Source organism: Moorena sp. SIO3H5 (assembly GCF_010692395.1).
Classification (GTDB): Bacteria; Cyanobacteriota; Cyanobacteriia; order Cyanobacteriales; family Coleofasciculaceae; genus Moorena.
This window is the reverse complement of record NZ_JAAHHS010000015.1, coordinates 1-13,659: the sequence shown is the minus strand read 5'-3', so window position 1 is coordinate 13,659 and position 13,659 is coordinate 1. Positions and strand designations below refer to the sequence as shown.

Below are 13,659 nucleotides of genomic sequence, written 5' to 3'. Positions count from 1 at the left end.
AAACTACGTAGAGCAAGACAAGTCTCGTGGTATTTACTTTACCCAAGATTGGGCTTCCATGCCTGGTGTAATGGCTGTAGCTTCTGGTGGTATCCACGTATGGCACATGCCCGCACTGGTAGAAATTTTTGGTGATGATTCCGTACTACAGTTCGGTGGTGGTACTTTGGGTCACCCTTGGGGTAATGCTCCTGGTGCAACCGCTAACCGCGTAGCCTTAGAAGCTTGCGTTCAAGCTCGTAACGAAGGACGTAGCATGGCTCGTGAAGGCGGTGACATCATCCGCGAAGCTGCTAGATGGTCCCCTGAATTGGCTGCTGCTTGCGAACTTTGGAAGGAAATTAAGTTCGAGTTCGAGGCAATGGATACCGTCTAATTTACAGTTAGGAGTTAAGAATTAAAGAGTTAAAGAGTTAAAGATAATATTATTCCTTCTTTTAACTTTTAACTTTTAACTTTTAACTTTTATAGGCTGGGGTCAGGTTAGGTTTGAGGTAATTCCCCGAAAGCACCATTGTAGGGTAATGGTTGACCCAGAGTACTGAGATTAAGGACATGACCGCCAGTGACTAAGTATACTGGGTTAGCCAAGTGCCCCAAATAACGCACCACATTCCCCAGGCGATCGCGAAACGCCCTACCCATAGGATAAGCTGGCACCACTCCCCAGCCAGCCTCTTCTGCAACAAAAATTACAGAACCTTTAACTTTGCTCAAACTATTCCATAAGCTTTGTAACGTTTGCTGCCAAATCGTATCATCTTGTTGTATGCAATTAGCAACCCAGGTTCCAAGAGAATCTACTAGCAGGCAGTGATTGATGTCAGAATAGTTGGTAATTGTTGCTGCCAAGTCCAGTGGAACCAAAAGGGTTGTCCAGGAACTGGGCCGTCGCTGCTGATGTTTTTCAATCCGGGCCAGCCACTCTGGATCATCCGGGTTGGTTGTGGCAGTAGCAACGTATATTACCGATTTCCCAGTCTGCATTGCCAGGGTTTCTGCCCACTCGCTTTTGCCAGACCTGGATGGTCCGGTGACTAAAATTAAATTACTGCTCAATTTGGTACTGGTAAATTGGGTACTATTCAAGGCTATTGGGACTTATCTTGCCATTGCGCAAAAATTAACAGAGCTTATAGTTCAGAATAATTGGCATCTTCCCCCTTCAAATCAACTATATTTCCTCAAATCAGTCACCATGAAATCAAAATTGCGACGGATCGAGACAACACTAAATCAGTTAGCAAAAGCTAGTCCCACTGATTCATCACAACCATCCCCAGCTGTGGCTGATCAAACTAATCACCAACAAGCAGGTGTAGTAAGTCGTAGAAATAAAAAGGAACCTTCTTTCTCTATGGCAGTACAACCGTTCCCCACTCGCCAGGATGAACAGAAGATACCGACTCTGCCTAGATTGAAATACCCTAAACTGGGAAACCATCGCCATGGTGCTAACCCAGCTTTGGCAATGAATCTTTTGCAAGACATTGAGGGAATTGTTCTGGGTTGGCAGCAGGAACTGCACAAAATCCTCCGGCAAATTCAAGACCTATACTTAGAAGGACCAATTGTTGATGGCTGGTTAGAGTCTCAAGCGAGTCAACCCCAAGATGCCATAGGCACCGTAAGACTAGCCAATGGTGACCGGATGATGGACTATGTGGATGAAGGGGTTGAGGTATCGAATACTAATGTTACCTATCAATCTCCTCGTACTGGTTATCGTCTTTGTGGCTTGGATGAGCAGGGTCAATCTTGGTCAAGGTTTTGTCCAGCAGATCAGGTTCCCAGTGTGAGCATGGCCATCGCTCGTTATCAAAAATTGCGACAACTATTGATTCGGAAAAAATACCTCGAAGATCGTCTCAGTCAACTAGCAGAAACATTAACTGTGATGCACTCTCAGCTAAATAGACCTTAATCAAAGGTGCTGATGGGAGTCTCAATTTTTGCGATTGACCTTGGCCAAAAGGCCACGCGGGGCGCGTTTGGTCACGCTTTAGGCAAAGCCCGACCCTGAGCGAACGCGATGAAGCGAAGCTTCCGCTAAAAGCGATTGACCGTAGGTCACGCTACGCGATCGCACTCACTATGGGCAGATCTCTATCAGCCAATGCTTTGGGAGCTAAAAGCTACCTGGAATTTCTCTAACAAAGCCCAAATGAGGTTCGATGCGACCTGTACTCATGCTTACCCAAGCTAGTCCTTCGGAAGTTCCGATCCACAACTTGTTACCAGTATTAGGAGCTAATGCCAAAATACGACTAGAGGGTAGCTCGCCTAGTTTAGCCAACACTTCTCCACTGTCTCGTTTTATTTTCAATAAGCCATTATCCGTACCAACCCAAACATTACCATCTAGATCAAACTGCACAGCAGTGACATTACGTCCTCTTAGGGGAGTTACAGACCTGAAAACTTCGTAAGTTTCTGGGTTAATCACCAGTAAACTATTAGGAGTACCAGCCCACAGCATTCCGTCCGGTCCTCGGGTCAAGGTTTGCACGGTGTTTCCTGGTAAATTCTTGATGCGAGCAATCACAAAAGCACTAGCAGTATCCACTCGCACTAGCCCTTCTAGAGTGCCCACCCACAGCTGACCCTCTTCATCTAGAGTCAGAGCATTGGCACTGACACCGGGTAATTCTTGTAACGTTGTCATCAACAATCCCTGGTCAGGGCTAATCAGAGCCAGACCGCGATCGCTTCCTACCCAAAGATAGCCACGAGTGTCAATCAACAAGGACAACACATTATTAGACGGTAAGGTAAAGTTTTGGGCATTAATTTCATTATTACGAGGGTCTATACGCAATAGTCCTTCATAAGTTCCTACCCAAATCCGCCCTACCCGGTCTTGAGTTATAGCACCAACAGTGTAATTGGGGAGACTTAGGCGAGTGCGGATTTTTCCACTATTGGGGTCAATTCTAGTTAATCCTAGCCAAGAGCCCACCCAAAGCTCACCCGTAAAATCTGGTTGCAAAGCAGACACCCGAAAATCTGCTGGCAGGGGCTGGGTTTCTTGCCTGAGGCGTTGATCAGGTAAAGGTCTAGTTGGCGGCGGAGGGTTTCTAAGGGAAGTAGGGGGGGATACCTCTTTATTTACAGAATCAGTGGATAACTGTGTCTGAGCGATCGCTGTTGAGAAATTGTTGTTTGGCTCACTGTCTGGGATTGACACAGGTAAGATTTGCCCGAGCAGTGTAGCACTGACTACCATAGCGATACGGTTAGTTAAGCATGCCATTATTTTCAGCATCTTGATTAAGTCTTTTGTTGATCAGGAATTACCCTTGCATCCGTGTCTTGATGCAGTCGCTCATGGGGGAAACCACGGCAGTCGCTCATGGGGGAGACCACGGCAGTCGCTCATGGGGGGAACCACGGCAGTCGCTCATGGGGGAAACCCCCAAGACCGCGCTGCCTCCCCAAGACCGCGCTGCCTCCCCAAGACCGCGCTGCCTCCCCAAGACCGCGCTGCATCGCTTGCACGGGTCCTAATTTTAGGGGGGATTGTAGGAGCGCAATGGTTGCGCCCTCACGAGCTATAGCGCAACTGTTAAAGTTCTATATTATATACTTTTGGTTTTTAACCCCGCTGCCAAACCTAGTCAAGCTATTAATAATAAGTCAATTTGCTCGGTTTTGTGACAAGACTGTGATAAATATTTACATTTCGTCACCTTATAAGAGGAGCTGATACATTCCTAAAGAATATTTGAGGTTTAAGTGTTCCCATTACCTGCTATATTTCAAAATGATTAAGAAATTCTGAATTACCTTAGCGACTTGACTGACTAGCAACCGTTTACCAATCAGCGGAGCGGTTGGGTTAGTAAGTAAAGCTACAGGTAATCCCCAACATTAGCCACAAACAGGTGATTGTGGAATCGGTGTTGTGCCCTTCTTCAGGCTTAGAAAACAAGCCTAGATGGGTTGTTTGTTCTCTTAGCTAGGAGCAACACACAACACTAAGAAAAGAAAATCTCTTCTAGCGATAGCAACATTCAGTAGTTCCTAAGGAAGCAACGCATGTCTTACTCATCAACCAGGACTCAGACAAAAGCTGGCTACGATGCCGGTGTAAAAGACTATAAATTAACCTATTATACGCCAGATTATACTCCAAAAGATACGGATATTTTGGCAGCCTTTCGCGTAACACCGCAGCCTGGTGTACCTCCGGAAGAAGCCGGTGCAGCGGTTGCAGCTGAGTCTTCTACGGGTACCTGGACAACAGTTTGGACTGACTTGCTGACTGACCTAGACCGTTACAAAGGTCGTTGCTACGACATCGAACCAGTACGTGGGGAAGACAACCAGTTCATCTGCTTTATTGCCTACCCACTAGATCTGTTTGAAGAAGGCTCAGTCACCAACATGCTGACCTCCATCGTGGGTAACGTGTTTGGTTTCAAAGCTCTGCGAGCACTGCGCTTAGAAGACTTGCGGATTCCCATTGCTTACCTCAAGACCTTCCAAGGACCTCCCCACGGAATTGTTGTAGAGCGGGACAAGCTTAATAAGTATGGTCGTCCTTTGCTTGGTTGTACCATTAAGCCCAAGCTAGGTCTATCCGCTAAGAACTACGGTCGTGCAGTATATGAGTGCTTGCGCGGTGGTCTGGACTTCACCAAAGACGACGAAAACATTAACTCCCAGCCCTTCATGCGCTGGCGCGATCGCTTCTTGTTCGTAGCAGACGCAATCCACAAATCCCAAGCTGAAACTGGCGAAATCAAAGGTCACTACCTCAACGTCACTGGTCCCACCTGTGAGGAGATGATGAAGCGGGCTGAGTTTGCTAAGTCCCTGAACATGCCCATCATCATGCACGACTACCTCACTGGTGGCTTTACCGCCAACACCACTCTTTCTCGTTGGTGCCGTGATAATGGGGTTCTGCTGCACATCCACCGCGCTATGCACGCTGTGATTGACCGTCAGAAACACCACGGTATGCACTTCCGCGTCTTGGCTAAGTGCTTGCGCATGTCCGGTGGTGACCACCTCCACTCCGGTACTGTAGTCGGTAAGCTTGAAGGTGAAAAAGGTATCACCATGGGCTTCGTTGACCTGATGCGGGAAGACCACATTGAGCAAGACCGCGAACGGGGTATTTACTTCACTCAAGACTGGGCTTCCATGCCTGGTGTAATGCCAGTGGCTTCTGGTGGTATTCACGTTTGGCACATGCCTGCGCTAGTAGAAATCTTTGGTGATGATTCCTGCCTACAATTCGGTGGTGGTACTCTAGGTCACCCATGGGGTAATGCTCCTGGTGCTACTGCAAACCGGGTAGCTCTAGAAGCTTGTATCCAAGCTCGTAACGAAGGTCGTAACCTGATGCGTGAAGGTGGTGACATTATCCGGGAAGCTGCTAAGTGGAGTCCTGAGTTGGCAGTTGCTTGCGAACTGTGGAAGGAAATCAAGTTCGAGTTCGAGGCAATGGATACCGTCTGATGCAGTTTGAGGTGTGAAGTTTGAAGTATGAAAAGTCATACTTTAGACTTCATAACTTTTTCTAAAAGACTGGGTTCAACCATGGATTTAAAACGAGTTGCGAAAGATACAGCCAAGGTGCTGGCTAGCTATATGACCTATCAAGCACTGCGGACTGTGGTAAACCAGTTAAGAGAAACCGACCCTCCCCGAGCCCTTTGGCTACAGTCTTTTTCCTCACAACAAAGTATCCAAGATGGAGACGCTTATCTTGAGGAATTACTGCAGGCTAAACCTGAATTAGCCTTACGGATTATGACTGTGCGGCAACATATCGCAGACGAAGTGGCCGAGTTTTTACCTGAAATGGTTTGCACCAGTATCCAGCAGTCGAATATAGAACATCGGCGTCGGCATCTTGAGCGCATCACGCAATTCACTATTCCAGATAACCCGACTAATTCTGAACAGCAAACTGATTCGGATACCTAATTGGTTCAACCGAAGACGTTACCTGCTATCCCCCAAATTTCATACCTATACTTCAACAGAGAATCAAACAGAGCATCAAAATCTATGAAAACATTACCAAAAGAGCGTCGTTACGAAACCCTTTCCTACTTACCCCCCCTGAGTGACGCTCAGATTATGCGGCAAGTGGAGTACATCTTAGCGGAAGGTTACATCCCTGCGATTGAGTTCAACGAAAGCTCTGAACCAGAGATTTACTACTGGACATTATGGAAACTGCCTTTGTTCAAGGCTACCTCACCTAAAGATGTGCTAGCTGAAGTGGATGAGTGTCGCTCTGAATACCGCGACTGCTATATCCGGGTTGTGGGTTTTGATAACGTTAAGCAGTGCCAAGTTCTCAGCTTCATCATTCACAAGCCCAATGAAGGTATTAGCCGCAGCCGTTGGTAACTGCAGCCTTTACTAATAAATCCTAAGGCATTGATGCTTGCCTGAAATGCTATTATTAGCCCCCCGATCAAGATCGGGGGGCTGTCATGATAATAATGGCAATTAACAATCAAAAATTGCCGGTTTTGTTGTTAGTAATAACTAATGACTCATAGAGCTCTAGGTTAAATTAACGTTTAGCTCAAATATGGCAATGACTAATCGTTAATGTTCACCTATAATGTCTAATCACTAATTATCAGCTTCGCAGGAATTAATCACTTTATTAAAATCTTCAGGAGGTTCCTTACCACCAGTAATTTCGAGACCAATACTTAGAAACTCTTGATAAGAGAATTTTTCTTGAATTTTATCAATGGTACACTGACAAAATGCCTGAGCCTCTGAGCCCTTACTCCCAACACATTCCTCCATGTAAAAACTGACAAAATCAGGTGTATAGCCAATCTCAGGGTTTTGGAGGATAGTCTCAGCTTCTTTAGGGATAGTCAATGGTTTTTGGGCATTAGTCTCAGCCTCTTGAGAAATAGGTTCAGTTTCTTGGGAATAACCCACTGTTGGGCTGACGAGAGCAAACAAACAGGCACTGATAATTGATAGCTGGTATGGTTTGATGTTCATGCTTTTTAACCTCTACAAAAATTAGCCCAGATGAGATCATTCGGACTATTTTAACAATTGCACACTATTAGGTTTCCCATCTTTTCTCTGAAAGAAACATTAGGTAAAAGCCTTGCAGACAAAAGGAAAAACAGAGCACTAAAAATTAACAATTAACTGTTTTTAATTAACAATTAACTGTTAGCAATTTTTAAAATACTAAGAGACTAGCCAAGAAACACAATACCAGTGTTTAGCTTGTAGGATAGGCAAAAAAAATTGCGTTTTGTTGAATATTCTAGATTATATTAGCTAAGTTGCCAGGGTGCATCTCAGTTTTGTAAAAATACGACTATTGAAGGCTAAAAATCTTCTAAAGTTCCCTGAGTTATAGATCTACAACTTTGATATGCACCCAGTTGCTAGTTATGAGTAGGTAATTATCAAAAAAATACCTCAAAATCCCTGCCACACACCAAATACTAGTCTCTCTAGATAATCAACTTTCCATTATTGGTATCAAGAGCTACTCTTTCTAAAAATAACTAGCAACTTTTTTGAGATTACTTCGCACACCCTACTTTAATTGGTATTTTTTTTATATGCAAGTCCTTAATGACTACCAATAATCATCCCGGCCAGTAGCACAAAGCCAATCCAGACATTTTCACGAAAAATCTCTCCATAGATAGATGTGGGATGATTGGGCTTTCGTAATCTAGTATAATTCCAAATCCACACTACTGTCGCTATCACTAGGGCTAACCAAAAGGCCAGTTGGAGATCCATCACAACTCCCAGGCAGGCAAGCAAGCTAGCAGTACCAGCAAAGAACACACCTACGGCATCAGCAGCATACTTACCGAAAAACAAGGCACTAGAGCGCACCCCAATCCTCTGGTCATCCTCCCGGTCTGGCATGGCATAGACTGTGTCAAATCCCAATGCCCACAGTACCGTTGCTCCCCAGAGTAACCAGGTAGCTGGTTCTAGAGTAGTAGTAATGGCACTCCAACTAATCAGTACAGCAAAACCCCAAGCAATGGCCATAACCAGTTGCGGTACAGCAAACACTCGCTTGGCAGATGGGTAAAACACAATTACTGGTACAGCGGCCACGCAAAGCCAGAAGGTGAAAGGATTAAGATACAGGGCAAGCACCCCAGCGCAGAGCATAGCAACTAGGGCAACTACTACGCCAACTTTGACCGATAGGGCTTTGGATGCCAAAGGCCGTGAGCGAGTTCGCGCCACTTGGGAATCAATATTGTGATCCCAAACGTCATTAATTACACAGCCAGCAGCACTGGTGGCTAAGCTTCCAAGAATAATCACCGCAACCAGGGGAATGGGTGGTTTCCCTTGGGCTGCTAAAAAAACTGCCCACAGTGCTGGCACCATTAAAATGAATCGTCCCGTTGGCTTATCCCATCGCAACAGTCGCATAATGGCTAGCCAGGTGGGTATGGGATTGGGGTTTGGCTGGGTAATCATAGCAGGAATGGTGACTCGTTTGTTAGTAATTTTGTTTGTAGGTAATTTTCTGGATTGTTTCCTCGAATCAGAGGAATTTCACAATAGGAGATAGTGCCTATTTTTTGTTATTCTCCTTAAAGATATCGTTATTCATAGGTTTCGGGCTGATATATGTAAGCAGGATACATCAATATGGTTAACTCACTGACCCAAGACATTTTCCTACATGTTTCCACTCCTGACAAAGAGCAAGAGCGCATTATTGCTGCCATCGATATTGGTACCAATTCCATTCACATGGTGGTGGTGCGAATTGACCCTAAACTACCGGCATTCACGATTATTGGTAAAGAAAAGGACACGGTCAGGTTAGGCAATTGCAACCCCCGAACCGGTGAGTTGACCCCTGAAGCCATGAATAGAGCGATCGCAACTCTACAACGCTGCAAGGAAATGGCAGCCAGCCTCAATGCTGAAAACATAGTTGCGGTAGCAACCAGTGCTGTGCGGGAAGCTCCAAATGGCCAGGCTTTTTTACATCAGGTATATACAGAATTGGGTTTATTGGTAAACCTCATTTCTGGTCAGGAGGAAGCACGACGCATCTACCTAGGTGTGTTGTCAGCTATGGAATTCAACAACCATCCCCATATCATTATTGATATTGGCGGTGGTTCAACGGAATTGATCCTCGGGGATCGTCATAACCCCCGTTCCCTAAGTAGCACAAAGATAGGAGCCGTTCGTCTGACAAAGGAGTTTGTCACTACAGACCCGATCAGCCAAAGTGAGTTTCTCTATTTGCAAGCCTATGTCAGGGGAATGTTAGAGCGAGCTGTTGACGACATCCAGGCTAACCTGAAACTCAGTGAACAGCCTCGTTTAGTGGGGACATCTGGCACTATTGAGACCCTAGCCAAGATGCACGCCTATGAACATCTGGGTATGTTACCTAATCCCCTAACGGGCTATGAGGTCAGTCGTCAAGATTTGGAAAAAATGCTCAAGGGCTTAGCTGCTATGAGTTTGGCTGAACGCTCAACCCTGCCAGAGATGTCCGAGAGGCGTTCAGAAATTATTGTTGCTGGGGCAATCATTTTATTAGAAGCTATGAAGCTTCTGGGAATGGAGTCGCTCATAATTTGTGGGCAATCACTCCGGGAAGGCTTAATCGTTGACTGGATGCTCACCCATGGATTGATTGAAGACCGACTACGCTACCAAGATGAGGTCAGGGAAAGGAGTGTGCTCGCAGTTGCTGGGAAATATCAGGTCAACCTGGACTATAGTCAGCGGGTGGCTGACTTTGCCCTGAGCTTATTTGAGCAAACCCAAGGAAAACTGCACAATTGGGGAACACAGGCACGGGAATTACTTTGGGCAGCAGCAATTTTACACAACTGTGGGGTGTATATTAGTCATTCGGCTCACCACAAGCATTCTTATTACTTAATTCGCCATGCTGAACTGTTGGGCTTTCTGGAGCCAGAAATTGAAATCATTGCTAATCTGGCTCGTTACCATCGCAAGAGTCCTCCTAAGAAAAAGCATGAGAATTACAATAATCTGGCCAATCAAGAGCATCGGCTGTTGGTGAGTCAGCTTAGTGCTTTGTTACGGTTAGCTATTGCTTTAGACCGTAGACAGATTGGTGCAATTCGGCAAGTTAAGTCTGATTATCGCTCCGATGATAAAGCACTTCATCTATATCTAGTGCCAGCTTTTGCTAATGATGATTGTGCTTTGGAACTGTGGAATTTGGATTATAAAAAATCGGTATTTGAAGAGGAATTTGGAGTTAAAGTAGTGGCGAGTTTGGCATCCAAGAGTCGCCTGGCCGCTTATTAAGGCTAAGCCTTTGGCCAAAAGGCCACGCTACGCGAACAGCTCTGGGCTCTGAGCTATTGATATAGCTTAATGATCACAAAAAGATTGACAGGTTAAGTCTTACAGTATAAAGTTTCCTGTCAATCTTTATCAATTTTACTTACACGATTTTGGCGTTACCGAATCGTTATCCAGAACAATCTGCTGATAAAACCCGCAATCTATGGGCTAACTGTTATCAATCTATCAACGCCGAAAAGGTCTTTGAGTTCGGTTTCCTTCCTAAACCGCTAGGATAATTTCCGTACAGAACAGATATAAATAATAGATAATTTCAATCTCAACCATATCCCCCATACCTCAGGGGAGTTTTAACGAATTTGATTACTAGTCTACTTAGTTATCATTCAGGTTTTGGTAGCGGGCGCAGGCGTAGAGGTCAAATAATGCTCCAACTAGGCTACAGGTAAAAGCAATCACTAATACTCCCTGAATTGGGGATCCATTACCAAAAATAGTCAGAAATTTCAATAGCTCAGTTGTGGCAGTAAGACCAAACCCTGTCAAGCCTGGAATGTATCCTATTATACCAAAACCTGCCAGTAAACCAATAACTAGTGCCACTGGAGCCATAAAGCTCAGAAGGATTGTTATTACCAAAGAACGGAGAAAGTTTGGCAAAATGCTCATAAAATTTAACCGCATAAGCAGGTGACTTGAAAGCCAGAGCCAAAGTATGACTTGGCACTTTCTACCTTAGGCGAAATCCCTGTCGATATCCGAAAATGTCAAAAATCTTAAATTTTCATTAAAAATCTTGGTAAAGGTCTGTGAATCTGGATCATAAAGCTGGGTTGTTGGTGAGTTCTTAAGGGCTACCGGTAGTCGGTTAAATTGATCCGCCTCAAGCTACCTGGCTTGATATATCAGTGATTTCGGCTCAGTGGCAGGGGAGTTGCAACCCCTTTGGGAACCTACTCAATTCCTGAGAAGCTGTGGATCAAAAGTTATCATTCCTGTTAAGATTCTTCTTTGATTGCGGATAGGTGAACTTGTCCCACCACTGAACTTAGGTGGGATGATCTAGTACGTAACTCCCTGTCTTAATAACAAAGCACTAATGACTAACGGCGATCGCATCAGTTACCAATTCCCAGACAACTTCTTATGGGGAGTAGCCACCTCTGCCTATCAGATTGAAGGAGCAGTAAGTGAAGGAGGGCGTAAACCTAGTGTGTGGGATACCTTCAGTGCTACCCCTGGAAAAGTACTTAACGGTGATACCGGTACGGTTGCTTGTGACCACTACCATCGCTACGAACAAGATATAGAGCTGATGGTAAAACTAGGGATCAAGGATTATCGCTTTAGCATTGCTTGGCCTCGGATTATTCCTGACGGGGTTGGGAAAGTCAATCAGGAAGGAGTTGATTTCTATAAGCGTTTGGTGGATTGCTTGTTAGATCATGGCATTACTCCCCATGCCACTCTATTTCATTGGGACTCTCCCCAAGCCCTAGAAGACAAATACAAGTCTTGGCTTTCTCGCCAGATGGCCTTTGACTTTGCGGATTATGTTACCGCTGTGGTCACTCAATTAGGCGATCGCATTACTAATTGGATGACCATTAACGAAATCATGTGTTTTACTCACTTAGCCTATGGGTTTGACCACGACCCGATCCATGCTCCTGGTAGGCGTGTTAACTCCATAAAACAGATATGGCAGACCTCTCATCATGCCCTTTTAGCTCATGGTTTGGGCTGTCAAGCAATCCGTAGTGCTTCCCGGGTTCCCTGTTCTATAGCCTTAGTGGATAACTTGTCCGTGACGGTGCCAATCAATGAGTCACCCATCAATGTGGCAGCAGCAAAAAAGGCATTCCCTTTATGTGGGCCAAATGGCGGTATCATTCTCCCTGCTCTGACTGGTGCTTATAGTCCTGAATTACTTGAGGTGTTAGGAGACAATGCCCCAGACATCGGACCATGTGACCTACAAATCATTCATCAGCCTCTCGATCAGATTGGTCTTAATATTTACACTGGTACCTATGTCCGGGCTGCTGACAATCCACAGGGCTACGAGTTCCTTGGTCTGCCCAAAGGCTACCCTCGCATGCATCTGCCTTGGCTGAATATCCTACCAGATTCCCTTTATTGGGGCATTCGTCACGTCAGTGAAACCCTGGGGCGTTCAGATTTGCCGATGTTTATCACTGAGAATGGCTGTGCGGCACAGGATGAATTGAATGGTAGGGGTGAGGTGATTGATACGGACAGGATTATGTACCTCCGAGAGTACCTCAAAGCAGCCCATCGCGCTGTTAGTGAAGGGTATCCTCTTAATGGTTATTTCCTCTGGAGTCTGATGGATAACTTTGAGTGGTATTGGGGATATGATCGCCGCTTTGGGATTATTTATATTGATTACCCAACCCAACAGCGTATTCCTAAAGCTAGTTTTGAATGGTATTCCCAGTGCATTGAAAATAATCGGGTGGTTTGATAATTAATCGGAAAAACCCGATAAACCCCTATGGGTATAGTGATCATCCGTTAGTTTAACCCTAGGGAGAGGGTAATGGGGAAAGTGCTGGTAGCGTTCGCGTAGCGTGACCAAAGGTCACGCTACGCGAACGCTATTTTTGTTTTACCTATCCACATTACTTCCTTTTTGTCAATACTTATTTAATATAAGATTTACTTATTTACATGATTTAATAATGTGAGGGGTAATTACTCTCAAACCCCTTTACAAAACTTTAGATATTGCTTAATATATAAATGAAGGCGCAAACAAGCCGGACGAACCTTGAAAAGTTCATATTCATACCCGCAATCATAAGAACATGACTACTGTATTACAACAGAGCAACACCTCTGTGTGGTCTCAGTTCTGCAATTGGGTTACCTCCACCAACAACCGCCTCTATGTAGGTTGGTTTGGTGTATTAATGATCCCAACCCTGCTAGCTGCTACCACCTGCTTCATCATTGCATTCATCGCTGCTCCTCCTGTGGACATCGATGGTATCCGCGAGCCCGTTGCTGGTTCCTTGATGTACGGAAACAACATCATCTCTGGTGCTGTTGTTCCTTCTTCTAACGCCATTGGCCTACACTTCTACCCCATCTGGGAAGCTGCTTCTTTAGATGAGTGGCTATACAACGGTGGTCCTTACCAGTTGGTAGTGTTCCACTTCCTGATTGGTGTATTTGCCTACATGGGTCGTGAGTGGGAACTAAGCTACCGTTTAGGTATGCGTCCTTGGATCTGCGTAGCTTACAGCGCACCTGTTGCAGCTGCTAGCGCCGTATTCTTGATCTACCCAATTGGACAAGGTTCTTTCTCCGATGGTATGCCTCTAGGTATCAGCGGAA

12 protein-coding genes and 1 pseudogene are annotated in these 13,659 nt (G+C 45.3%); 8 read left to right on the top strand and 5 right to left on the bottom strand.

The window, feature by feature from the left end:
* Positions 1-376, top strand: a 376-nt coding sequence (locus F6K52_RS03470) for a RuBisCO large subunit C-terminal-like domain-containing protein (protein WP_293074088.1), incomplete at its 5' end; no start/stop codon positions are given.
* Positions 377-483: 107 nt separating this feature from the next.
* Here the strand turns inward: F6K52_RS03470 and cobU are convergent.
* The gene (cobU, locus tag F6K52_RS03465; RefSeq protein WP_293074077.1) at positions 484-1,089 is read right to left on the bottom strand and encodes a bifunctional adenosylcobinamide kinase/adenosylcobinamide-phosphate guanylyltransferase; all 606 of its coding nucleotides are present in this window, start codon (positions 1,087-1,089) and stop codon (positions 484-486) included.
* Positions 1,090-1,198: 109 nt separating this feature from the next.
* Here cobU and F6K52_RS03460 point away from each other — a divergent pair, with 109 nt between their 5' ends.
* Positions 1,199-1,924, top strand: coding sequence for a hypothetical protein (locus F6K52_RS03460; RefSeq protein ID WP_293074074.1), 726 nt, complete (start codon positions 1,199-1,201; stop codon positions 1,922-1,924).
* A 204-nt stretch (positions 1,925-2,128) separates the two neighbouring features.
* On the opposite strand, the gene F6K52_RS03455 is transcribed toward F6K52_RS03460, so the two are convergent.
* Positions 2,129-3,265, bottom strand: a complete 1,137-nt coding sequence (locus tag F6K52_RS03455) for a two-component regulator propeller domain-containing protein (RefSeq protein ID WP_293074071.1) — start codon at positions 3,263-3,265, stop codon at positions 2,129-2,131.
* 773 nt (positions 3,266-4,038) lie between these two features.
* Between F6K52_RS03455 and F6K52_RS03450 the strand changes: the two genes are divergently transcribed.
* The 3 genes from F6K52_RS03450 to F6K52_RS03440 all read left to right on the top strand — a co-directional run bounded on the left by F6K52_RS03450 (position 4,039) and on the right by F6K52_RS03440 (position 6,372).
* Positions 4,039-5,469 carry a form I ribulose bisphosphate carboxylase large subunit gene (locus tag F6K52_RS03450; protein ID WP_293074068.1) on the top strand — a complete coding sequence of 477 codons (1,431 nt, stop codon included), beginning with the start codon at positions 4,039-4,041 and terminating at the stop codon, positions 5,467-5,469.
* Between the two features lie 81 nt (positions 5,470-5,550).
* Positions 5,551-5,940, top strand: a complete 390-nt coding sequence (locus F6K52_RS03445; RefSeq protein WP_293074091.1) for a chaperonin family protein RbcX — start codon at positions 5,551-5,553, stop codon at positions 5,938-5,940.
* 84 nt (positions 5,941-6,024) lie between these two features.
* Positions 6,025-6,372, top strand: coding sequence for a ribulose bisphosphate carboxylase small subunit (locus F6K52_RS03440; RefSeq protein ID WP_293074065.1), 348 nt, complete (start codon positions 6,025-6,027; stop codon positions 6,370-6,372).
* Between the two features lie 231 nt (positions 6,373-6,603).
* On the opposite strand, the gene F6K52_RS03435 is transcribed toward F6K52_RS03440, so the two are convergent.
* Both F6K52_RS03435 and F6K52_RS03430 read right to left on the bottom strand, forming a co-directional pair.
* Positions 6,604-6,993 carry a hypothetical protein gene (locus F6K52_RS03435; protein ID WP_293074062.1) on the bottom strand — a complete coding sequence of 130 codons (390 nt, stop codon included), beginning with the start codon at positions 6,991-6,993 and terminating at the stop codon, positions 6,604-6,606.
* 591 nt (positions 6,994-7,584) lie between these two features.
* Positions 7,585-8,466, bottom strand: coding sequence for a 4-hydroxybenzoate solanesyltransferase (locus F6K52_RS03430; RefSeq protein ID WP_293074059.1), 882 nt, complete (start codon positions 8,464-8,466; stop codon positions 7,585-7,587).
* Positions 8,467-8,640: 174 nt separating this feature from the next.
* Between F6K52_RS03430 and F6K52_RS03425 the strand changes: the two genes are divergently transcribed.
* Positions 8,641-10,296 (top strand): Ppx/GppA phosphatase family protein, encoded by a 1,656-nt coding sequence (locus F6K52_RS03425; RefSeq protein ID WP_293074056.1) that lies wholly within the window; start codon positions 8,641-8,643, stop codon positions 10,294-10,296.
* A gap of 375 nt (positions 10,297-10,671) precedes the next feature.
* On the opposite strand, the gene F6K52_RS03420 is transcribed toward F6K52_RS03425, so the two are convergent.
* Positions 10,672-10,908, bottom strand: coding sequence for a hypothetical protein (locus tag F6K52_RS03420; RefSeq protein WP_293074052.1), 237 nt, complete (start codon positions 10,906-10,908; stop codon positions 10,672-10,674).
* A 487-nt stretch (positions 10,909-11,395) separates the two neighbouring features.
* Between F6K52_RS03420 and F6K52_RS03415 the strand changes: the two genes are divergently transcribed.
* Entirely contained in the window at positions 11,396-12,784 is a 1,389-nt protein-coding gene (locus F6K52_RS03415; protein WP_293074046.1) for a GH1 family beta-glucosidase, read from the top strand.
* A 343-nt stretch (positions 12,785-13,127) separates the two neighbouring features.
* A pseudogene (locus tag F6K52_RS03410) lies at positions 13,128-13,659 on the top strand (Photosystem Q(B) protein 1); the annotation flags it as partial.

What these genes read in the sequence shown, in the direction of transcription:
- F6K52_RS03460 (WP_293074074.1), top strand. Translation starts at nt 1,199, where the DNA reads ATGAAATCAAAATTGCGACGGATCGAGACAACACTAAATCAGTTAGCA.
- F6K52_RS03455 (WP_293074071.1), bottom strand. Translation starts at nt 3,265, where the DNA reads ATGCTGAAAATAATGGCATGCTTAACTAACCGTATCGCTATGGTAGTC.
- F6K52_RS03450 (WP_293074068.1), top strand. Translation starts at nt 4,039, where the DNA reads ATGTCTTACTCATCAACCAGGACTCAGACAAAAGCTGGCTACGATGCC.
- F6K52_RS03445 (WP_293074091.1), top strand. Translation starts at nt 5,551, where the DNA reads ATGGATTTAAAACGAGTTGCGAAAGATACAGCCAAGGTGCTGGCTAGC.
- F6K52_RS03440 (WP_293074065.1), top strand. Translation starts at nt 6,025, where the DNA reads ATGAAAACATTACCAAAAGAGCGTCGTTACGAAACCCTTTCCTACTTA.
- F6K52_RS03435 (WP_293074062.1), bottom strand. Translation starts at nt 6,993, where the DNA reads ATGAACATCAAACCATACCAGCTATCAATTATCAGTGCCTGTTTGTTT.
- F6K52_RS03430 (WP_293074059.1), bottom strand. Translation starts at nt 8,466, where the DNA reads ATGATTACCCAGCCAAACCCCAATCCCATACCCACCTGGCTAGCCATT.
- F6K52_RS03425 (WP_293074056.1), top strand. Translation starts at nt 8,641, where the DNA reads ATGGTTAACTCACTGACCCAAGACATTTTCCTACATGTTTCCACTCCT.
- F6K52_RS03420 (WP_293074052.1), bottom strand. Translation starts at nt 10,908, where the DNA reads ATGGCTCCAGTGGCACTAGTTATTGGTTTACTGGCAGGTTTTGGTATA.
- F6K52_RS03415 (WP_293074046.1), top strand. Translation starts at nt 11,396, where the DNA reads ATGACTAACGGCGATCGCATCAGTTACCAATTCCCAGACAACTTCTTA.